Annotated in this window: 19 protein-coding genes; 14 read left to right on the top strand and 5 right to left on the bottom strand. The window is 48.7% G+C overall.

The window, feature by feature from the left end; translation table 11 throughout:
• Positions 1-629: 629 nt before the first annotated feature.
• Both LACPH_RS06835 and LACPH_RS06830 read left to right on the top strand, forming a co-directional pair.
• Positions 630-2,534, top strand: coding sequence for a M13 family metallopeptidase (locus tag LACPH_RS06835; protein WP_306387640.1), 1,905 nt, complete (start codon positions 630-632; stop codon positions 2,532-2,534).
• Between the two features lie 237 nt (positions 2,535-2,771).
• Positions 2,772-3,662 carry a LysR family transcriptional regulator gene (locus tag LACPH_RS06830; RefSeq protein ID WP_049169839.1) on the top strand — a complete coding sequence of 297 codons (891 nt, stop codon included), beginning with the start codon at positions 2,772-2,774 and terminating at the stop codon, positions 3,660-3,662.
• Positions 3,663-3,829: 167 nt separating this feature from the next.
• Here LACPH_RS06830 and nrdF read toward each other — a convergent pair whose 3' ends face one another.
• From nrdF to nrdH, 3 genes are all read right to left on the bottom strand, one after another.
• Positions 3,830-4,810 (bottom strand): class 1b ribonucleoside-diphosphate reductase subunit beta, encoded by a 981-nt coding sequence (nrdF, locus tag LACPH_RS06825; protein ID WP_049169838.1) that lies wholly within the window; start codon positions 4,808-4,810, stop codon positions 3,830-3,832.
• Positions 4,811-4,863: 53 nt separating this feature from the next.
• A complete protein-coding gene (nrdE, locus tag LACPH_RS06820) occupies positions 4,864-7,035 on the bottom strand; it encodes a class 1b ribonucleoside-diphosphate reductase subunit alpha (protein WP_306387639.1) in 2,172 nt (723 codons plus the stop codon).
• Between the two features lie 69 nt (positions 7,036-7,104).
• Positions 7,105-7,335, bottom strand: a complete 231-nt coding sequence (gene nrdH / locus LACPH_RS06815) for a glutaredoxin-like protein NrdH (RefSeq protein WP_010488276.1) — start codon at positions 7,333-7,335, stop codon at positions 7,105-7,107.
• Positions 7,336-7,653: 318 nt separating this feature from the next.
• Here nrdH and LACPH_RS06810 point away from each other — a divergent pair, with 318 nt between their 5' ends.
• Together LACPH_RS06810 and LACPH_RS06805 are read left to right on the top strand one after the other, a co-directional pair.
• On the top strand, positions 7,654-9,105 hold the full coding sequence (locus tag LACPH_RS06810; RefSeq protein ID WP_306387638.1) for a helix-turn-helix domain-containing protein: 1,452 nt from the start codon (positions 7,654-7,656) through the stop codon (positions 9,103-9,105).
• 137 nt (positions 9,106-9,242) lie between these two features.
• The gene (locus LACPH_RS06805) at positions 9,243-9,569 is read left to right on the top strand and encodes a hypothetical protein (protein ID WP_306387637.1); all 327 of its coding nucleotides are present in this window, start codon (positions 9,243-9,245) and stop codon (positions 9,567-9,569) included.
• Between the two features lie 169 nt (positions 9,570-9,738).
• Here the strand turns inward: LACPH_RS06805 and cls are convergent, their stop codons facing one another.
• Positions 9,739-11,208: a cardiolipin synthase gene (cls, locus tag LACPH_RS06800; RefSeq protein ID WP_306387636.1), complete on the bottom strand. Its 1,470-nt coding sequence runs from the start codon at positions 11,206-11,208 to the stop codon at positions 9,739-9,741.
• A gap of 299 nt (positions 11,209-11,507) precedes the next feature.
• On the opposite strand from cls, the gene LACPH_RS06795 reads away from it, so the two are divergent.
• A complete protein-coding gene (locus LACPH_RS06795; protein ID WP_306387635.1) occupies positions 11,508-12,110 on the top strand; it encodes a nitroreductase family protein in 603 nt (200 codons plus the stop codon).
• Positions 12,111-12,229: 119 nt separating this feature from the next.
• On the opposite strand, the gene LACPH_RS06790 is transcribed toward LACPH_RS06795, so the two are convergent.
• A complete protein-coding gene (locus tag LACPH_RS06790) occupies positions 12,230-12,628 on the bottom strand; it encodes a ribonuclease HI family protein (RefSeq protein ID WP_306387634.1) in 399 nt (132 codons plus the stop codon).
• Between the two features lie 24 nt (positions 12,629-12,652).
• Between LACPH_RS06790 and LACPH_RS06785 the strand changes: the two genes are divergently transcribed.
• The 9 genes from LACPH_RS06785 to LACPH_RS06745 all read left to right on the top strand — a co-directional run bounded on the left by LACPH_RS06785 (position 12,653) and on the right by LACPH_RS06745 (position 21,762).
• Positions 12,653-13,057: an EbsA family protein gene (locus tag LACPH_RS06785; protein ID WP_306387633.1), complete on the top strand. Its 405-nt coding sequence runs from the start codon at positions 12,653-12,655 to the stop codon at positions 13,055-13,057.
• Positions 13,058-13,069: 12 nt separating this feature from the next.
• Positions 13,070-14,743 (top strand): formate--tetrahydrofolate ligase, encoded by a 1,674-nt coding sequence (locus tag LACPH_RS06780; protein ID WP_306387632.1) that lies wholly within the window; start codon positions 13,070-13,072, stop codon positions 14,741-14,743.
• A gap of 108 nt (positions 14,744-14,851) precedes the next feature.
• Positions 14,852-15,319 carry a signal peptidase II gene (gene lspA, locus LACPH_RS06775; RefSeq protein ID WP_025012380.1) on the top strand — a complete coding sequence of 156 codons (468 nt, stop codon included), beginning with the start codon at positions 14,852-14,854 and terminating at the stop codon, positions 15,317-15,319.
• On the top strand, positions 15,316-16,236 hold the full coding sequence (locus tag LACPH_RS06770) for an RluA family pseudouridine synthase (RefSeq protein ID WP_306387631.1): 921 nt from the start codon (positions 15,316-15,318) through the stop codon (positions 16,234-16,236). The genes lspA and LACPH_RS06770 overlap by 4 nt, the downstream gene beginning before the upstream one ends.
• Before the next feature lie 376 nt (positions 16,237-16,612).
• Positions 16,613-17,161 (top strand): bifunctional pyr operon transcriptional regulator/uracil phosphoribosyltransferase PyrR, encoded by a 549-nt coding sequence (gene pyrR / locus LACPH_RS06765; RefSeq protein ID WP_010488286.1) that lies wholly within the window; start codon positions 16,613-16,615, stop codon positions 17,159-17,161.
• A 3-nt stretch (positions 17,162-17,164) separates the two neighbouring features.
• Positions 17,165-18,472, top strand: a complete 1,308-nt coding sequence (locus LACPH_RS06760) for a uracil-xanthine permease family protein (RefSeq protein WP_010488287.1) — start codon at positions 17,165-17,167, stop codon at positions 18,470-18,472.
• Positions 18,459-19,400: an aspartate carbamoyltransferase catalytic subunit gene (locus LACPH_RS06755; protein WP_306387630.1), complete on the top strand. Its 942-nt coding sequence runs from the start codon at positions 18,459-18,461 to the stop codon at positions 19,398-19,400. The genes LACPH_RS06760 and LACPH_RS06755 overlap by 14 nt, the downstream gene beginning before the upstream one ends.
• Positions 19,401-19,408: 8 nt before the next feature.
• A complete protein-coding gene (pyrC, locus tag LACPH_RS06750) occupies positions 19,409-20,683 on the top strand; it encodes a dihydroorotase (protein WP_306387629.1) in 1,275 nt (424 codons plus the stop codon).
• Positions 20,680-21,762, top strand: a complete 1,083-nt coding sequence (locus tag LACPH_RS06745) for a carbamoyl phosphate synthase small subunit (RefSeq protein ID WP_010488293.1) — start codon at positions 20,680-20,682, stop codon at positions 21,760-21,762. Before pyrC ends, LACPH_RS06745 begins: the two co-directional genes overlap by 4 nt.

The raw sequence follows: 21,762 nt of genomic DNA, 5'->3' as shown, positions 1-21,762 counted from the left end.
GTAAGAACCATCATACAGTAGCGATTCAGGTTCTTGTCAAGACATTTCGCCAGTTAACTTGGTTTGAACACATGGGCACCTTCCACTTAATTATTTTGTCCATGTTGTACCACTTGATTCCATACTATTCGATATATTTGAGTGCTGTTAACATCCTCCTTGTGAGCGTGAACCGGCGCGGTTAGGAGTCGGAGTGTAAGTGGCCTTGGGCGTGATGGCCCGCTCTTTGGCCATTGCGACCAAGGTCCTTACACACAGACTCCTGCGCCGGTGAACGCGTTATGATGAAGCGTGAACTGGCGCGGTTAGAAACCGAAAGGCCGGTTCAACATCCGATCTTGTGGCACTCAACGAAGATTGTTAAGCGCCATTTGGTACATGGTCTATTTTAACGAGTTAATCATTAAAAAGAAAGCGATTTCGATTGTAAACAATTCATTAGTCTAAATGGAATCGATTCCATAAAATATTTTTATATGGCGCAGAGTGAACACCTTTTAACAATCGTTCTATTCGGCTTTACAGTGACAATGACAACCGGCACCATCGCTCAACTGATTCCTCGTGCAACTAAATGAGAAATGCGTTAAGATTGTCATATATCGTTTTATTATGAAAGGAGCTTTTGAATGACGAGTAAAGTGCGCTACCAAGATGATCTATACCGAGCAGTAAATGGGGCCTGGATGGATCAAGCAGTCATTCCTGATGACAAAAGCAGTACCGGCGGCTTCCAGGATTTAGCCGACGAAGTAGAAGAAAAAATGATGGCTGACTTTGCAGCTGTTGCCGATGGTTCAAAAGAAGCTCCGGACAAATATTTTGCCCAGGCAGTCACGCTTTATCAGCAAGCCAAGGATTTTAAGACGCGTGACGCTGCCGGCTTTGCACCGGCTTTACCAACGTTGCACCAAGTTGCCGCCATCAAAGATTTGGCTGACTACAATCAACGTGCTGCCGAGTTACTGCAGCAACAGCTCATTGATCCGCCGTTCAACGTCTTCATCGATGCCGACATGAAGGACACCAGCAAAAATGTGATTAATCTCATGGGACCCAAGACCATTTTGCCGGATACTTCCTATTACGCCAAAGACAATCAAAACGGAGCCCAACTACTTGCGATCTTCAAAGACATGATGAGCAAGCTACTGGCATACACCGATCTTGATGAAGCGGCGCAAAAAGCAACCTTGGCAGGCGCGCTTGCTTTTGATGCCGAAATTGCTAAACACGTCAAAAGTTCCGAAGAGTGGGCGGATTATCCAAAGGCTTACAATCCAATGCCGACAACCACCGTCATTGAAAAGCTCAAACCATTTGATTTTGAAAACTTCCTGAAGGCAATTTTCAAAACGGTTCCGGATACCATTGTTGTCGCCGATCCGCGCTTTTTGGATGAATTCGGTCAGTTATTCAATGAAGCCAATTTTGCGAACTACCGCGACTGGCTTTATGTATTAAGTCTCGATAGTGTTGCAGGTTTCTTGAGCGAACCGCTGCGACAATTAGGCGGCACCTATAATCGCGCATTATCCGGGGCACCGAAATCACCGGATCAGGTCAAGCATGCCTATCGGGTTGCCAATGCCTATTTCAGTGAGCCAATCGGTATTTACTATGGCCGCACTTATTTTGGCGAAAAGGCGAAAGCCGATGTAACCCAGTTGGTGGAAAAAATGATTGCCACATACAAACAGCGCCTGGCCAATTCTGATTGGCTCTCACAACCAACCAAAGATAAAGCCATCCTGAAGCTGGATAAGATGGTACTTAAAATGGGTTATCCGGACAAACCTGAAGCGATTTACGATTTGCTCCACGTTGATCCAGAAAAGTCATTACTTGAGAATTTGAAAGCCATGCAAATTGTTCAGCAACAATACAATTACGATAAGCTGGGCAAGCCGGTTGATCGCAGTGTCTGGAACATGCCGGGTCACTTGGTCAATGCCAGTTACGACCCGTCAAAAAATGACATCACCTTCCCAGCAGCGATTCTGCAGGCGCCATTTTATTCATTGAAGCAAACTGCCTCAGAAAACCTTGGTGGCATCGGTGCCGTTATCGCTCACGAAATTTCGCATGGGTTCGATAATAACGGGGCACAGTTTGACGAATTCGGTAATATGGTCAACTGGTGGCAAAAAGCAGACTATGCGCACTTTAATGAGCTAACCAAAGCCATGATTGACGAATTTGACGGTCTCGAAACCGAAGCAGGCAAAGTTAACGGTAAACTCGTTGTGTCGGAAAATATCGCCGACGCCGGTGGTTTGGCGGCAGCTTTGGATACTGCCAAACGCGAGCCGGATGCCGATCTGCGTGCATTTTTCATTAACTGGGCGCGTATCTGGCGCTCCAAGTCCCGCCTAGAACGGGCAAAGATGTTGCTGGCCGTTGATGTCCACGCCCCGCATGAGTTGCGTGCCAATATCCAGCCGCGTAATCTGGATGACTGGTACACGACGTTTGACGTTCAACCGGGCGACGGCATGTATCTACCGCCGGAAAAACGTGTTCAAATTTGGTAGCCCCATTAGCATCGACTCATTGAGTCGATGCTTTTTTAGAAGAATGGCGCTAAACAAAGCACCACGCAATGCTGATAACCAGAAGTGAATGCATTGAAGCATCATCTTCCGAGCAGCGGATTTAAGCCACAGTTGAGCAAAGGCGTGTGAAAAGGAATACAAAGTGGTCTTGATAGGTTATAATAGTTATAGGAAAGCATCTGCGATAATCAGAACTGATAGGAAGTAGGGGAGTTTATGGAACTGCAGACGTTGCGTAACTTTATTGAAATTGCCGACCATGGCAGTATTACGGCTGCTGCCAGAACATTAGGTATTTCCCAGCCGGGGTTATCGCGGCAATTAAAAGATCTAGAAAAAGAACTGGGTGTTAAGTTACTGATCAGGGGGAATCGACGAGTCACCTTGACGGAAGATGGCACCTACTTATTGAACCGGGCTCGCGAGTTAACCGCCATCGCCGAACGCACCAAAAATAATTTGCAAGGCAAACATACACTGGGTGGTGATCTTTACATTGGTGCCAGCGAAACCAGTGGCAAGCGCCTGATGTTGCAGGTTGCCCAATCACTCCGGCTGCAGTACCCCAGTCTACATGTCCATGTGACTTATGGTTCCGATGAAAGTCTGATTGCTAATCTTGAAGCGGGCATGTACGATTTTATTCTACGTCCAGGCAAGGAACAGACTCAGTACGAAAGCCTGCCGCTCCCGATTCGCGATGCCTGGGGCGTCTTGATGACCACAGATGATCCCTTAACCGATAACCTTCTGATCACGCCAAATGATCTCAATGATAGCGAGCTGATTCTGCCGCGGGCCACGCATACTCGCAATGCCTTTGAACACTGGCTAGGACAGGGACTCGACCCGGCTTACATTGTTGGCACCTACGATTTGACCGCTGATGCTTTAGGCATGACCGCAGTCGGATTAGGGCGCGCGCTATGTCTTGAATATCTGGCGACGCAAACATCGAACACTTCCTTAACCTTCCGTCCTTTAGCTCCGGCATTAGCCGATCCGATTGCGTTAGTGTGGAAAAGGGATCGTGAGCTTTCACGCATCGCCCAACGCTTCTTAAGCCTCGTCCATGAAACGATCAGCCAGCAAAAAGCAGAAAGTTAGACCGAAAGGAAAAGAGGATCTCGTACGATCATCCAAAATGAGCTATTCCTGACATTCTGATTTAAAAAGAGAATATCAAAAACCGGCTCCAGATGCATATCGCACATAACCTGCGACGCATTTGGAGCCGGTTTTTTAATTTCTCAACACATTCATTTCCGAAAGCCTTACTTATCATGGCCTTCGTCTTCAGTTGAAAATGTATAGTCGTCATCCTGCATGGCTTCAACCTGTCCCAGTCGATAACCATTACCGACTTGGGAGAAGAAGTCGTGGTTGGCTGTTGACGTCGAAATGCCGTTCATAACGATCGGGTTCACATCATCAGCCGTATCTGCAAAGGCCGTTTCCTGGCCCAGATTCATAAGCGCTTTGTTGGCGTTGTAACGCAGGAATGTCAAAACCTCGTCCGTCCACTTTGTTTTAGCATACAAATCATTCGTATACTTCTCTTCGTTTTCGTACAAATCGTAAAGTAAATCGTACATCCAATCCTGCAATTTTTGCTGCTCGGCTTCTGGCAATTCATTGAAGCCTAATTGGAACTTGTAGCCGATGTACGTGCCATGGACACTTTCATCCCGAATGATCAGCTTGATGATCTCCGCCACATTGGTCAGCTTGTTGTTGCCTAAATAATAGAGTGGGGTAAAGAAGCCTGAATAAAACAGGAAGGTTTCCAAAAAGACACTGGCAATTTTCTTTTGCAACGCCGAACCATTGTGGTAAATATCGTTGATCTTGTTGGCTTTGTACTGAAGATGTTCATTATGATTCGTCCAGTCGAAGATTTCATCAATTTCAGCAGGGGTGTTCAGCGTTGAGAAAATTGACGAGTAACTCTTGGCATGAACACTTTCCATAAACTGAATGTTGTTCAATACCGCCGTTTCCTGCTGCGTCCGGATATTCTGCCGCAAACTTGCCATGCCGTCTTGACTTTGCAGGGTATCCAGCAGCGTCAACCCGCCAAAGACATGCCCGACAACCCACTGTTCATCAGGACTCAGTGAGCGCCAATCGTCTAAATCATTGGACAAAGGGATCCGGGTGTCCAGCCAAAATTGTTCCGTCAACTTTTCCCAAGTCGCCTTATCGACTTCATCTTCAATCGCATTCCAGTTAATCGCAATATATTGTTTTGCCATATTCCTCGCTCCTTGTATGTAAAAACAGGGGAGATCCCCCTGTTAAAAGATAATCAAATTGAGCAACTTTCACAAGCGTTGCTGCCGATTTCTTCCTGGTCATCGGTGTAAGTCCGGATGTAGTAAATCGACTTCAGACCTTTGTGATGTGCGTAGTTCCGCAAAATATTCAAATCACGCGTCGTCATCTTGTCGGTTCGGCCGTCTTTCCACGGATAAAGGCCAGCAGGAATGGTACTACGCATGAACAAGGTCATCGCCATCCCTTGATCAACGTGCTGTTGGGCAGCGGCATAAACATCAATGACTTTACGCATGTCGATGTCGTAGGCACTTTGATAGTAAGGCATGGTGTCATTCGATAAACCAGGCGCCGGGTAGTAAATGGTGCCGATCTTCTTTTCCTGGCGATCCTCGATCCGGTTAACAATTGGCTGCAAGGAGGCACTGGTATCGTTAATATAGCTGATCGAGCCATTAGGGGCCACAGCCATCCGGTTTTGATGATACAAGCCGTCCTTCATAACACTCTCTTTGAGCGCTTCCCAGTCCGCCTGGGTCGGAATGTGAACATCCTTGAACAAATCACACACCTTGTCGTACTTAGGTGCCCATGATTGTTGGATATACTTGTCAAAATAACTGCCATCAGCGTATTTGCTGTTTTCAAAATTATGGAAGGACTCGCCACGTTCTTTAGCAATCTTGTTGGATGCCTTCAACGTGTAATAATTCAGCAACAAGAAATAAATGTTGGTGAAATCAAGGCTTTCCGGTGAACCATAATACATATGGTTCTTAGCAAAGTACGTGTGCAAGCCCATCGCACCAAGGCCGATGCTGTGCGCCATGTGATTACCGTGCTGAACAGATGGCACAACGTCGATATTGCTGTGATCGGTGACATAGGTCAATGCCCGAACCATGGCTTCAACGCTGTGACCAAAATCGCGACTACGCATCAAATTAGGAATATTCGTGCTGCCTAGGTTGCAGGAAACATCTGTCCCTAAGACTTCATATTCCTGTTTGTTGTTAAGCTTGGATGGTACCTGCACCTGCATGATTTCCGAGCACAAGTTGCTCATGATGATTTTGCCATCGATCGGACTCGCATTGTTGGCAGTGTCGATGTTGATGATGTAAGGATAGCCAGATTCCTGCTGCAATTTGGAAATTTCATTTTCCAGATCGCGAGCCTTGATCTTGTATTTCTTAATGTCCGGATTGGCCACCATATTATCGTATTCCTTGGTAATGTCCACATACGAAAATGGCTTGCCATAAGCCCGTTCAACCGAATAAGGGGAGAACAGATACATATCGGCGTTGTCCTTAATAAGCTCGTAATACTTATCAGGCACAATGACGCCGAGACTAAGGGTCTTTACCCGATACTTTTCATCCGCATTTTCCTTCTTGGCACCCAGGAAACTGATGATATCAGGATGGAAGACATTCAAATAAACCACACCGGCACCTTGACGTTGGCCCAGTTGATTGCTATAGGAAAAAGAATCTTCCAACAACTTCATGACCGGCAATACACCACTTGCAGCACCGTCAATGCCTTTGATTGGTGCACCGGCTTCACGCAGGTTCGACAGCGTCAGGCCAACCCCGCCACCAATTCGTGACAACTCAAGAGCAGAGTTAATCGCGCGGCCAATCGAATTCATGTCGTCGGTAATTTGCAGTAGAAAACAGGAGACCAATTCACCACGGCGTTGCCGACCAGCGTTCAGGAACGAAGGGGTAGCCGGTTGATACCGCTGATGGATCATTTCATCCGCTAAGTCAACCGCCAGCTGCTCATTACCATCCGCAAAGAAGAGGGCATTGGCAAACACCCGATCTTTGTAGTCTTCAAGATATTGAGTGCCGTCGTCCGTCTTTAACGCATACTGAGCGTAATACTTATAGGCCGCCATAAAGGACTTAAACTGAAAATGCTGGGCCGTCAGAAATTGATCCAGCTTTTCCAGGAAGGCCGGCTGATACTTTTTTAAAAAGTCGGCTTCATAATAGTGATGGTCAACCAAATACTTCAAGCGCTCTTGTAGCGACGAAAACTTCATCGTATTTGGCGCCACATTTTCAGTCAAAAAGGCTTGTAAGGCTTCCTTGTCCTTATTGAGCGGAATTTGGTCGTTAACGGGAATATTGATCTCGTTGTTAAGGGCGTAATAAGTAACCTCGTCCGGACTGATTGTTTTTAATGACATGCTAATCCCTGCTTTCACTGCAATTTATCTTCATTCGGTTAAGTTCGATGCGATAAAAAAACTGGCTGTTCAGACAGCCAGTTGCTTCAAGGCATCCGGTCGAAACCCGGAGAATGAATCAAGCCCATCTGCTTCAAGAACAGGAACCTGCTGGAATCCCTTTTTCTTTAAGTAATCGATGTATTCAGGTTCCTCGTTGATGTTGTGTTCCGTAAATGGAATCTTGTGGGTATCGAGGTAGCGCTTTGTCATCCGGCATTGTGGACAGCCATTGCGCGTGAACAGTGTGATGTTACGCATAGGTATCATCCTTTCTTGTTATCTTATGTAGTTTAGAATACTCAATATTGGGGTGCATGTCAATGAAAAACACCATATCTTGGGGTTAATTTTTTTGATGCCCCAAAGCATATGGTGTCGACTTGATTTTCGCTTACTTTTAGTATAGCAAGAATGCATGCCAGGCGCCAGTGTTAATCAACCATAGGCCGACTTAATGCGGCAAAAGCCTGCCCGCTAAGGAAACACGCGTCTGAGACAAGTGCACAAGCATCATTTATCCGGTTGCCGATCTTCTTTGCTATACTATAGCAAAAATTTGGAAAGGAAGTCGTCACCATGGCGTTTGAAGAATTGTTCCTAGACCGCGAAGAACGCGAGCGGTTGGCGCTTTATGGCGATTTGCGAGACGCGCCTAATCGGCAAATGAATATTGCAACGGCAGCGATGGTCCGCGGCGAGAGCTACCGGCAACTGCGACGGCAAATGGCGAAAGTCGCCGAGGATTTACATGCCATTGATCCTAGTGCGCCACCTTTATTACGTAGAGGGGATGGCAATATGACGGCACCGCCTTCGATTAGTCGGGTTCGCTACCGGATCTTTTTGTTTCGCCGTTCGCTTCCCGGAAAGCTTTTGGTCAAAACACTGATGCAACCTGATTTAACGTTGCCCATGTTATTAGAAGAAACCGGTTTCTCCCGGGCAGCTTTTTTCCGACGGATTTCCGCATTACGCGGGTACTTGCGCCAAAAAGAGGTCACCATTAATCTCACGCCTTTGGCACTTGCCGGCGCAGAGCCGCGAATTCGCCAAGTTTATCGCCAATTATTGTGGCAGCTAGTCGACACCCAGGATCCACTGTTTGCCACGATGATGCCGCAGTCCCGCCAGCTGGTTCAGTCTTTGCAGGCAGCCGGTTTGATTCGACCGGACTTCTCCGTCAAGCAACTTCAATTTTCGGCCAACATTAATCTGTATCGACTGCAGGCGAATCATTCGATCGGCAACACCCTGAATTTCGCGGCATTACAACCTCGCCCAGTGTTGCCTGATGAGCTGCCAGATGTCTTGGCACATTTACCCCGTGAAGTGGCGGAAGCCGAAATCCTTTATTTGTATCTCGGGCAGTGGCGGATTCCGCGTTTCCACACTGAACAACAATTCGACGCTGCCGGATTTGTCGGTTACCATGTTGCCCACAATACCTCGGCGTGGCAGACCGTCGAAAAAATCCGCACCGAATTCAGTCGGCATCTAATCGGTATTTCACCAGCAGTTTCCAAAGATCTGGCCTTAGCCGGCAATTTATTGAAAATTCTGATCAGTGAACGGATTTTTCCTGATGGCGCGTATATCGACTTAGCGAAAACTGCCAGCCCAATGCGGCCGCTTTTTCCACGTCTTGGCAAGGCGATTGAAGCCTTTTTTGCTCGGGAAGAACCGGATGAGAAAGTCCGTTCAGAGATCATCGACGGCTTCTACCAATTGCTTTGGCCATTCATGACCGACAGTGCGGTTGCCAATAAGCTAAAAGTAGCGCTTGATCCGCTGATGCCACAGCCATTGTACGAAACCGTGCGGCTTAATCTTGTGCATCCCGCCTATATCCGTTTAGTCACCATTGACCAACATCCCGATTTCGTGATTTCCGCGCATACTTTGGCTGCAAGCGAGGAATCCAGTGTACCTGATACCCCGGTCTTTTATCTAGACAGTGAGCGCTTTGAAAGCTGGTCTGCGCTGTATCAAGTATTATTTCGTCGCTCACGCCAGCAGTTTCATCTCTGAAAAATGGGCAGGCATCACCGACGCAAACTTTAATAGATTAGTAAAAACGCTGTTACCGATGCTTTTGGTAAAATAGGCGGCGTTGATGAAAATCCGGCGTAGGTGCATACTAAAAGTATTAGGAGATGACTGCGAACATGAAACGAGACAAGAAAGCAGACGAGGCCGCTGTCGTTGATATGAATGACACGTTGATGGACTATGCCCATAAACGCCAGCCACATGTCGAAGATCTGGCTGAAGAATTAGCTAACCGCGCTAAAGATGATTTGAGCGCCATTGATGCCTACCTGAAAGATGGCGGCGAGGCCCGCAAAGAATATCAGGCGATTGCGGAAGGCTATCTGCGCGACAAATACAGCCTGGAAGGCGACGAGTTAACGACTGCCCGTGACACACTTGTCCAAGCCGCCATCCACTATCTTCTCGGCCACACCAAGGCACTAGACGATTGGCAACGGTAATCAGCCGACTCATCAAGCCTTCTTCACTGCCATTATGGCGATCAGCTAAACACATATCATTATTTTGAAAATGCTATATTTCGGTCACAAAAACGCCGCCTCAGTGCCCCATGCTGACGCGGCGTTTTTGTGACAATATAGTTCAATTTCTGATGACTTACAGGCTGGCTTACAAAATCGGCGACAGGAGCCGAGAAAAGTCCTGTTTGAAGCGTAACCAGCGGCTTTGACTAGCGATAATCGCTGGTGTCAATAAGTAGCTCTGCTTCATATCCGCTTCAAAGATTTCGGCAAGTGCCCCAGCAACCTTACGATCGTAAATGAAGGCATTCACTTCAAAATTCAATTTAAAACTACGAATATCGAAATTGGCTGACCCGACACTGGCAATGGCATCGTCGACAACCACGGTTTTTGCATGCATGAAGCCATGTTGATAGTGGTAAATTTTAACGCCAGCACGAGCCAGATAGGTGGCATAGTACTGGGTCGCACGGAAAATAAACGGATGATCCGGCATATCGGGAATCATGATTCGGACATCAATGCCCGACATGGCGGCGGAAACGAGCGCATCAATCACCGTGTCATCCGGAACCAAGTAAGGACTTTGAATCCAAACCGACTTGGTAGCGCTGGTGATCAGCTTGGTGTAACCTAACTTGATTTGCTGGGTAGGGCGATCAGGTCCCGATGCGACAATTTGAATCGGTGTGCTGCCAGCCGTCATGTTCTCGTTTGAGCGATTTTCGGTACTATCCTGCTCGACATTGTAGGCAATCTCGTCCTGTTCACCGACCGTCGCATTCCAATCCATTGTGAAGCGAATTTTCAGCGCATAAATGGTGTTACCGATGATACGCAGGTGGGTATCGCGCCAATAGCCGAATTTTGGTTTACGGGAAACATACTGATCGCCGACATTGAAGCCGCCAATATAGCCGACATGATCATCAATCACAACGATTTTGCGATGATCGCGGTAATTTAAACGAAAGTCGGTAATCGGATGTTTGGAGCTAAAATAGCTTTCAGCCTGACCGCCGACATCGGTTAGTCGGCGCCACCATTTTGCCGAGGCACCCATCGACCCCCAAGCGTCATATAAAACCTTAACCGTCACGCCTTGTTTGGCCTTTTTAATCAATAATTGCTGAAACTGATTGCCTAATTCATCATTATAAATGGTGTAATACTCGACATAAATGTAGTGCTTGGCGCTTTCAATGTCGCGAAACAACGCAGCAAACTTCTTTTCGCCATCGGTATAAAGCTGAACCTGGTTATGGGCCAGCACCGGTGCCTGGGCCGTATTCAGGAAAAAGGCGGTCAGAGCTTTAGCTGCAGGCGTATAATCCGTCGGCGGCAAAAGTTTGTTCCGGGCATTTTCGTGTTTTTGAAGCGACACAAACGCTTTGACCCCAGACTCATACTCACGCTGAATCCGGCGTAGTTTTTTGGTCGAGAGTCCGCGACCCGCGAACAGATAAAAACCGAACCCGATGATTGGCAGGAAAATCAGCACCAGCAACCATGCCCAAGTTGTCGAAATGTCGCGAACTTCACGAAGAACCGTAAAAATCGCACCCGTCGTGTTCAAAACCAAAATAATAATAATTAGCCAGGTGATCAGCGACATACCGCACCTCCAAGAAGAATAGTTTCATTGTACCCAAGCCATCCATCTCTGTCACGTTAACGGGACCAATCCCTTCTGGTAAATACGCTTAAGTGTGATCGTGACCTGATGATCGAGCCATATGTCGCACTTTCTGAAAAAATATCGCTCAAGGGGTTTACTTACTAATAGTGAGTTGGTAAACTTACTTTTGTTCTGCTACATTTTTGCGCATTGCCTTTCCTGATGGCTAGTGAATAGCTAAGTTATCGGGTACATGCGTGACAACGTGGCCATTAATAGAAAAAGGTGGTTTTCCTGTGAATCAAGATCTTCTGAACCTTCTCAAGCAACGCCGCTCCATTTACGCACTCGGCAAAGATGTTAAGCAAAAAGACGATGACATCATCGAACAAGTTGAATCTGTCATTCAGGCAACGCCAACGGCCTTCAATTCGCAAACGACCCGAGCAGTTTTCCTATTTGGCGGACAACACGACAAGCTTTGGGATATCGTGGTTAAGCGCTTGAAGAGTGAGGTCCCGACTGAGGAAGCCTATGAGGCAACCAAAAAGAAAGTTGCTGGCTTCAAAGCTGCCTATGCAACGATTATGTACTTTACCGATACCGACATCGTGAAGCAGCTGGAGCATGACTTCCCGCTGTACGCAGATAACTTTGCAACTTGGGCAGAGCAGGCTCAGGGATCGGCTCAACTCAACACCTGGGTGGCCTTAGCTAACAATGGCATTGGTGCAAATCTGCAACACTACAATCCCATCATTGATGATCTTGTCAGCGACGCCTTTGATATCCCGCAAAACTGGCAATTGCGTGCCCAGATGCCGTTTGGTTCCATCGAGGCACTGGCACAAGATAAGGATTATATGGATCGTACCAGCCAGTTTAAAGTATTCATGTAATCACAGGTGCTGAAGTCTTTCGGCTGAGGCGATACCTTACTTTAAAAATCTATGTTCATGCCAAAAGAGGCCGCGATATTCCGAATAATGGAATGTCACGGTCTCTTTTTGGCGAAAAATTAACTTTTCGTCTCTGCTTCACGTAACCCTTGCTGAGCCAACGTGTGGGCACCACGATTTTGGCGATCAGGTAACCAGTTAGGCAGCACAAGCGGAAACCGGTCAATCAAGGCCAGCAATTCTGCGGTTAAAGCAGGATAATGTTTGGCATAGCGCTTTTCGATTGCCTGAACGACCAGCTTGGAGTCACTATAAAACGCCACGGGTACAGTTGTGAGTTCAGCTTCGATTAATAAATTAAAGCCGGCAATCGCTGCAGCAAATTCCGCCTCATGATTGGTCATCGGCGGTAAAGCGGCATGTCGTTGAATCTGCTGAGGCAAACCGCTGACTAGGATGCCAATGCCAGTCGGGCCTGGGTTGCCTTTTGTAGCGCCATCTGTGTATAGTTTAAGCATGATTTCTCCTAAGGAAGTGACAAATTGGCTGACTATCGAACACATTATCAACCTGCCTGGATCGATTTTAGCATGTTTTGGAGCGCGATCGTGATCGGTCTCAGCTTGGCGATCATCGTCCAGCTGGAAAGTACGAAACCTTCATGGCTGGCGATTGCGATTGCGGCGATTACGGTTTTGACGGCTATCGGCCAGATTTTGCTGCTTCGCCTGATTGCGACTGAAAAAGGCATCCGATTAACCAGTCTTTTTAAAAGTAATACAATCAATCTGTCCTGGAGCGAAATTGAGGGGTTTACGTCCGGCCATTTGACAGTTATGCTTAAAACCAAACAATACGGTCGGGTTTCGTTCCTGATGTTCGGTAAAAAACGAAAGCAAAAGATCGTGGCGTTGATCGAAAAAGGATTGGAAACATCAACTAAATAAGGAGTGTGTTGTATGTCTGATATTGAAATTGCCCAGGCCAATGAAGCGACCTCAATGTGGCCAATTACGAAAGTTGCAGCAAATCTAGGCCTGACCGATGATGATCTGGAACTTTATGGCAAGTCTAAAGCCAAACTTAGCTTCGCGGCTCTCAATGCGTTAAAAGACAAGCCTTTTGGCAAGCTTGTTTTGGTGACCTCGATTAACCCGACTCCAGCTGGTGAAGGCAAATCGACGATTACGGTTGGCTTAGGCGATGCGCTTCAGCAGCGCGGCCAGCATCCCGTCATCGCATTGCGGGAGCCATCATTAGGCCCGGTGATGGGGATGAAAGGCGGAGCAACCGGCGGCGGTTATGCGCAGGTTGTGCCGATGGAAGACATCAACTTACATTTCACCGGTGACATGCACGCTCTGACAACCGCGGTCGACACCCTCGCAGCCTTAATCGACAACCATCTGCAACAAGGCAACACACTTAATATCGATCCACGGCGAATTCTTTGGAAGCGCGCTTTGGATATTAACGATCGGGCATTGCGCCACGTCACGATCGGGTTAGGCGGCCCAACCAGCGGTGTTCCGCGTGAAGACGGGTTTGACATTACCGTCGCAAGCGAATTAATGGCCGTCCTGTGTCTTGCGGAAAACATCGCGGATCTCAAAGCCCGCATCAGTCGCATCGTAATTGGCTATACTTATGATCGCAAGCCAGTAACCGTAGCCGATTTAAAGGTCACCGGCGCCATTGCCATGTTATTACGGGATGCGTTGAAGCCAAATCTGGTCCAGACGCTGGAACATACGCCGGCGTTCATTCATGGCGGCCCGTTCGCCAACATTGCCCATGGCTGCAATTCCGTTTTAGCTACCCGGACAGCGTTGCAACTGGGGAACATCGTCATTACCGAGGCAGGTTTCGGCGCTGACCTTGGCGGCGAAAAGTTCATGGATATTAAGACACCTGTTTTGGGTAAAACCCCGGATGCTGTGGTTATTGTGGCAACGGTTCGCGCCCTGAAATACAATGGTGGCATTGCGTTAGCCGATTTACAACAGGAAAACCTGGATGCCTTGGCTCAAGGTTTTGCGAACCTTAAGCGGCATATTCACAGCATGCAGGGCTATGGCGTGCCTGTTGTGGTAGCCGTTAACCGCTTCACAAGCGATACAGATGCCGAGGTTCAGTGGCTTATCGATGCTTGCGCAAAATTAAACGTCAAAGCTGTTACCGCAACGGTTTGGGCTGACGGCGGCCGCGGTGGTTTAGCAGTGGCCGATGCGGTGTTGGATGCCTTGAAGCAGCCGGCAAGTTTCACGCCACTCTATGATGTACATCAGGATGTCAAAACCAAGATCAAAACCATTGTGCAAAAGATCTACGGTGGTGGTGACGTTGTTTATGAAGGAAAAGCCAACGCTGCACTGCGAACGATCGCTAAAAATGGTTGGCAGGATTTACCGGTTTGCATGGCGAAGACCCAGTATTCATTGACCGATAACCCCAAAACATTAGGGGCACCTGAAGGATTTACGATTCACGTACGCGACATTATCCCTAAACTCGGCGCAGGGTTCTTAGTCGTGATGACCGGAACCGTTTTGACCATGCCGGGACTACCAAAAGCACCAGCTGCCTTAAACATGGACGTCACCGACGATGGTAAAATTTCCGGACTCTTTTAAATCATTCATGTTTTCGGCACAAGATGTAACCGTCATTTTTCGAATGGCGGTTTTTCTTTTGGCGCGGTACACTTAAAGACAAATGTCATTTATTCAGGGGGAACTTCTGTGTTTATCTATGTGATCGTTGCAGCTGTCTTGGTTTTGATTGATTTTGTCATTAAAACCTGGGTGAGCGCGCATATTCCACTTGGCGAAAGCCAGCAACTGATTCCGGGCGTGATTGATCTCACGCACATCCGTAATACCGGTGCGGCTTTTTCCATGTTTGAAGGGAAACAGTGGTTCTTCTACGTCACAACGGTTCTAGCGTTTGTGGTCGTTGCGTTGCTTTGGCGTGATAGCCTGCACAAACCGGTTTATCGCCTAGGCCTGACACTGATCACGGCAGGGGCGATTGGTAACTTCATTGATCGGCTGCGGTTTCAATACGTCACGGATATGTTTCACCTTGAATTTTTGGATCAGTGGCGATTCAACGCTATTTTTAATTTTGCTGATATGTGCATCACATTCGGGGTGATTCTGGTTTTGGTGTTTATTTTATTTGATCGCGACAAGGCGGTGTCCGCATGACCGAGACCTTTACCATCACGACTGAACAAGGGCGCATCGATAAGGTGATCACGGCACATGAATCGACCCATACCCGCAGTCAGGTACAAAAATGGCTTCAGGACGGCCTGGTCACCGTTAACGGCCAGCTGGTGAAGGCCAATTACAAGGTCTTGTCAGGAGATGTCATTGCCGTTTCAATTCCGGAAGCCCGGCCCTTAAAAGCCGTTGCGGAGCCGATTCCGCTTGACATTGTCTATGAAGATGACCAGGTGATCGTGGTTAATAAACCGCAAGGCATGGTTGTCCATCCTGCACCGGGTCACCCTAATGGCACCTTGGTGAACGGCCTGCTTTATCATACTGACTTGCCCGGCATCAATGGCGTCATTCGGCCGGGGATTGTGCACCGGATCGATAAAGATACTAGCGGCTTGCTGATGGTGGCTAAAACCGAAAAGGCCCAATTGAGTTTGTCGGCGCAACTTAAAGCCAAAACGTCTATTCGTGAATACCTTGCATTAGTTCACGGGACGTTTAAAGAAGATGAGGGCACAATCGATGCGCCGCTTGGCCGTGATCCGCGTGACCGCAAACGGCAGGCGGTGGTTGCTGACGGTCGGCATGCTGTTACCCATTTTCAGGTACTGGAGCGATTTGCTCACTATACCTTGATCAAATGTGTTTTGGAAACCGGCCGGACCCACCAGATCCGCGTGCACATGGCTTACATTCACCATCCGGTAGCAGGCGATCCTTTGTATGGGCCTAAACGCACACTTCCAGGCAACGGCCAATTTCTTCACGCCGCCAAGCTCGGTTTTGTCCATCCAACCACCGGCAAACGCTTAACTTTCACGGCACCGGTCCCCGAAGTTTTTGAAAAAACCTTAGCCGATCTGCGCGCAGGCATTGACAAGACCCGCAACGTCCGGTAATCTTAACTCAATCAAACAAGCACCTTTAACTAAGTCCAGTGAGGCTTAGAAGGTCCCTTTCCGTTGCGGCGGATTATTCAGGCTACGGTCGCCTTCTATCCAAATTGGATGGGAGGCGCTTTTTGTTTGAGCGCGAACAGGAGCGCTTAGAAATCGGAGTGTAAGTGGCCTTGGGCGTGATGGCCCGATTTTGGCCATTGCGACCAAGGTCCTTACACGGAGATTTCTGCGACTGTGAGCGCGTTATAGAACGCAAAAGCCCAAGCACCTAATCGCCCCCCCAATAGAACGATCTCAGCGGAACAGCCCCAAGCAAGCACCTTTTCCACTCACAACCCACACCAATCAGCATACATACAAGAAAGGATGGCACATCATGACACAGTCCAAACAAGTAGTCGACGAGGTAACGATGAAACGCGCATTGACCCGAATCAGTTATGAAATCATCGAACAAAACAAAGGCTTGAACGATCTCGTTCTTGTCGGCATTAAAACACGGGGGATTTATCTGGCCCACCGCATTGCCAAGCGACTTGAACAGCTCGAAGGCCTGCAGGTACCAGTCGGCGAACTGGACATTCGCTTTTATCGCGATGATGTTCATAAGATCGATCACGAACATCAACCCGATGTTGAAGGTGCGCAGCTGCCAGTTAACATCACTGGGAAGCACGTCATCCTGGTAGACGATGTCATTTTCACTGGCCGCACCATCCGCGCGGCCCTGGATGCCTTGATGGACGAAGGTCGCCCGCGGAAGATCAGTCTGGCAGTTTTGGTTGATCGCGGCCACCGTGAGTTACCGATTCGTCCTGATTTCGTCGGCAAGAATATTCCAACCTCCCTTGATGAACAGATTCAGGTACAGGTTGCGGAACTTGACGGCAAAGACGGTATCAGCATCGAGAAGATGGGGGACTAGTCAATGGCTTTTCACAACGATGAAGCGGTGCTGGACATCGGCGACAAGCCGAAGTTCGGTCAATGGGTGGGCTTATCCATCCAGCATCTTTTCGCCATGTTTGGGTCAACCGTGCTGGTACCGATTTTGGTCGGTTTGGATCCGAGTATTGCCTTATTCTCAAGCGGCGTCGGCACTTTAGTTTACATTTTGATCACCCGCGGCAAAATTCCGGCCTACATGGGCTCAAGTTTTTCCTTTATTACCATCATGCAAGCGTTAATGAAAGGCGCCGGTTATCCCGCGATCGCCCAAGGTACCGTTGCTGTCGGGGTTGTTTACCTGATCGTAGCCTTGATCGTTGCCCGCAGCGGGTCGGCTTGGATTGATCGTGCCTTACCGCCGATTGTCGTTGGGCCGATTGTCATGGTCATCGGGTTGTCACTGGCCGGCACTGCCGCAACTGACGCCACCATGCGAACGATTTCCGCGACCAAAAGCGTGTATGATTTGCGCTACTTCGCCGTTGCCATGATCACGTTGGCTTCGGTCATCATTTACAACATGTATCTCAAAAAATTCATTAGCTTGTTACCGATTCTGTTGGGAATTGTCACTGGCTATGTGGTAGCGCTACTGTTTGGCATCGTGGATCTGACATCGGTTCAGCAAGCTGCCTGGTTTGACCTCCCGAAGTTCGAGTTGCCATTCATCAGCTACAAACCGCAGCTTTACTGGGGTGCAATTCTCTCAATGGCGCCCATCGCTTTTGTCACCATGACCGAACACATGGGCCACATCATGGTCCTCAACAAATTGACAAAACGCGACTTCTTCAAGGATCCGGGCCTGAATCATACCCTAGCAGGGGATGGCACGGCTTCCATTATCGCCGGTTTCGTCGGCGGCCCACCGGTCACCAGTTATGGTGAAAACATTGGCGTGCTCGCCATGACCAAGGTCCACAGTGTTTATGTGTTAGGTGGCGCTGGCATGTTTGCCATCCTGTTCGCTTTCATTGGTAAGTTAAGTGCTTTGATTCGCAGTATTCCAAGCCCGGTCATCGGCGGCATCAGCTTCCTGCTGTTCGGCGTCATCGCTTCCAATGGCTTACGGGTTTTAATTGACAACAAAGTCGACTTTGACAAAAAACGCAACCTGATGATTGCCTCGACCATTCTTGTGATCGGTATCGGCAATGCCAGCCTGCAATTCGCCGGGTATCAATTCTCCGGCCTTGCACTGGCAACCGTGATCGGAATCTTCCTGAACTTTGTTTTACCAGAACATGCCGCTAACGAAGAAGGGGCAGAAAAAAATGACCTTATCTAATCTTACTGATACACCGTTTAAAGATTTTGTTTCCGCTGAACAAGTTGACGAAAAAAGCGCCTTGGCACTAATTAACCGGGCCGAAGACTTCAAGGCTGGTCAGACAGTTCATTTTCCAGAGCCGATCTACGCTGCCAATTTATTCTTTGAAAATAGCACCCGCACACACACCAGCTTCGAAATGGCCGAACGCAAACTAGGGTTGACCGTTATTCCTTTTGATCCGGCCCACAACTCGGTTTCGAAAGGCGAAACCTTGGAAGATACGATCAAAACGATCGGTGCCATCGGTGTCAACATCGCTGTGATGCGTCATTCTAAAGACGGCTATTACAAAGAGCTCATGGGCGCTTGGCCGACAACCGCTATTGTCAATGCTGGCGATGGTGCGGGTCAGCATCCATCCCAGATGATGTTGGACTTAATGACGATTCACGAAGAGTTCGGGCATTTTGACGGCCTGAATATCGGGATTGTCGGGGATCTTAGCCACAGTCGGGTTGCGCGCAGTGACATGCAAATGCTCCACAGACTCGGTGCGACGTTGCATTTTGCCGGGCCAAAACAATGGTACGATCCTAGCTTCGACCGTTACGGCGACTTCATCAGCGTGCCAGACTTGGTCAAACAGGTCGACGTTTTGATGTTACTGCGGGTTCAGCTTGAACGGTTCAATGCTGACAACCGCGAAGCATTTTCCAAAGAAAGCTATCATGCAAAATACGGTATCACGGATGCTTTAGCCAAAACCATGAAGCCCAATGCCATTTTCATGCATCCGGCACCGGTCAACCGTGACGTTGAATTAGCCAGCGACTTGGTTGACGGTCCGCGCTCACGAATTTTCACCCAAATGCAAAATGGCGTCTTCATGCGGATGGCGATGCTTGAGGCGGTCATCAACGCCCGTCACTTCGGAGAGGAGTAACTTTACTTATGCTCATCAAAAATGCCCATATCATCAGCGATACCGAATACACGGCGGATATTCAGATCACCGACGACAAAATTACTGCGATCGGCCAGCAACTTGCTGCCCGCGGTGATGAAACCGTCATTGATGCCACCGGTGCAACAGTCGTTCCGGGATTGATTGACGTCCATGTTCATTTTCGCGAACCTGGCTTTACTGCTAAAGAAACGATTAAAACCGGGGCTCAAGCAGCCGCACATGGCGGGTTTACAACAGTTGTTGCGATGAGCAATCTAAAACCTGTTCCCGACACAGTCGCCACCTTGACACCGGTATTGGCGAAAAACCGTAACGATGCCAAGATTACCGTCCGGCAGTTTGCCCCGATTACGCATGACTTACATTCAGATCAGCTAGTCGACATGCCGGCATTGCTGGAAGCAGGCGCTCTGGGCTTTTCCAATGACGGCGTTGGCGTCCAAGATGCCGATACCATGTATCAAGCTATGAAACAGGCGACTAAACTGAAAGCCCCGATTGTCGCCCATATCGAAGATGCCAGTCTCATGCACGGCGGCGTGATCAATGCCGGCCCGGTTGCCGAGAAGTTGAACTTACCTGGCATCATCAATCAAACCGAAAGCAGCCAGCTGGCGCGCGATCTGGACTTGGCAGAAGCCACCGGTGTTCATTACCACGCCTGCCATGTTTCAACTCGCCAAAGCGTGGCCTTGATTCGCGAAGCCAAAAAACGCGGCGTTCACGTCACCGCCGAAGTTTCGCCACATCACTTACTACTTGATGAAAATAATATCCCAGGCGATAATCCGATGTTCAAGATGAACCCGCCATTGCGTTCCCGCGCCGATCATCTGGCCTTACTTGAAGGCTTGCAAGACGGCACACTGGACATGATCGCCACCGATCACGCGCCGCATACAGCTGCAGAAAAATCCGGTTCTTTTAAAACTGCGGCGTTCGGCATCGTCGGTTCCGAAACCGCCTTTCCACTGCTTTACACCAAACTGGTCAAATCAAAAATGTTCACGCTTAAGCAACTGATTGCCAAAATGAGTAGGGTTCCGGCAGAGAAGTTTGGTCTGCCAGGCGGCCATATTACGGTAGGTGGTCCCGCTGATCTGACGATTCTTGATTTGGATACCACATACACCATTGATCCTGCTGACTGGTTCTCAAAGGGCAAGAATTCACCGTTTATCGGCGAAAAAGTTCAGGGCCAGGCCTTGTATACGATCAGTCGCGGGCGGATTGCCTATCAAAAGGGAGGACAAGCATGAAGCGCTATTTAATTCTTGAAGACGGCAGCGTTTTTCCTGGCGTCGGCTTTGGTGCGGAAACCGTCACAACCGGCGAAATTGTGTTTAACACCGGCATGAGCGGTTATCAGGAAACGATTACCGACCAAAGTTACAACGGCCAGATCATTACCTTCACTCAGCCGCTTATCGGCAATGTAGGGATCAACCGCGATGACTATGAAAGCATTGATCCCACCGCCAAAGGCATCGTGGTGCGCGAGGTAGCCAGGGTCACCGGTAACTGGCGCAGTCAAATGACACTCGATGAGTTTCTTAAACGCAAACATATTCCCGGCATCAGCGGTGTTGACACCCGTGCTCTGACCAAGAAAATTCGGGAAGTCGGTGCCATGAAGGCCAGCATTGTGGATGCAGCCGATGAACATGCTTTTGATCAACTCAAAGCGTTGGTGCTTCCGAAGAATCAGGTGCAACAGGTTTCGACTCAGCAAGCCTATCCGGCACCTGGTACCGGCCGCAATGTGGTGGTCATCGATTTTGGTCTCAAACATAGCATTTTACGGGAATTGGCCAAGCGCCAATGCAACGTAACCGTGTTGCCAGCGACGACAACAGCTGCCACCATTCTTGAATTGGCACCGGATGGGGTGATGCTGACCAATGGCCCCGGCGATCCAAAAGATGTGCCGGAAGCGCTGGATATGATTCGCGGCATTGAAGGTAAAATTCCGTTATTCGGGATTTGCCTCGGCCACCAGTTGTTTGCCCTGGCCAATGGCGCTGACACTTTTAAGATGAAATACGGTCACCGCGGCTTTAATCATCCGGTCCGCGAAATTGCGACTGGCCGCATCGATTTTACCAGCCAAAACCACGGCTATGCCGTTGATCCGGACAGCATTGATCCGGACACCTTGTTAGTGACCCACGTTGAAATCAATGATGGTACGGTAGAAGGCTTACGCCACCGGCTTTACCCAGCCTTCACGGTTCAGTTCCATCCGGATGCTGCTCCGGGTCCACATGACGCCGACCATCTTTTTGATGAGTTTATGGAAATGATGGATGCATTTTCAGATCGTACGCAGAAAGGATAA

Origin of the sequence: Lacticaseibacillus parahuelsenbergensis (assembly GCF_030770265.1) — a bacterium.
Classification (GTDB): Bacteria; Bacillota; Bacilli; order Lactobacillales; family Lactobacillaceae; genus Lacticaseibacillus; species Lacticaseibacillus casei.
This window is presented reverse-complemented; position numbering and strand designations above follow the sequence as displayed.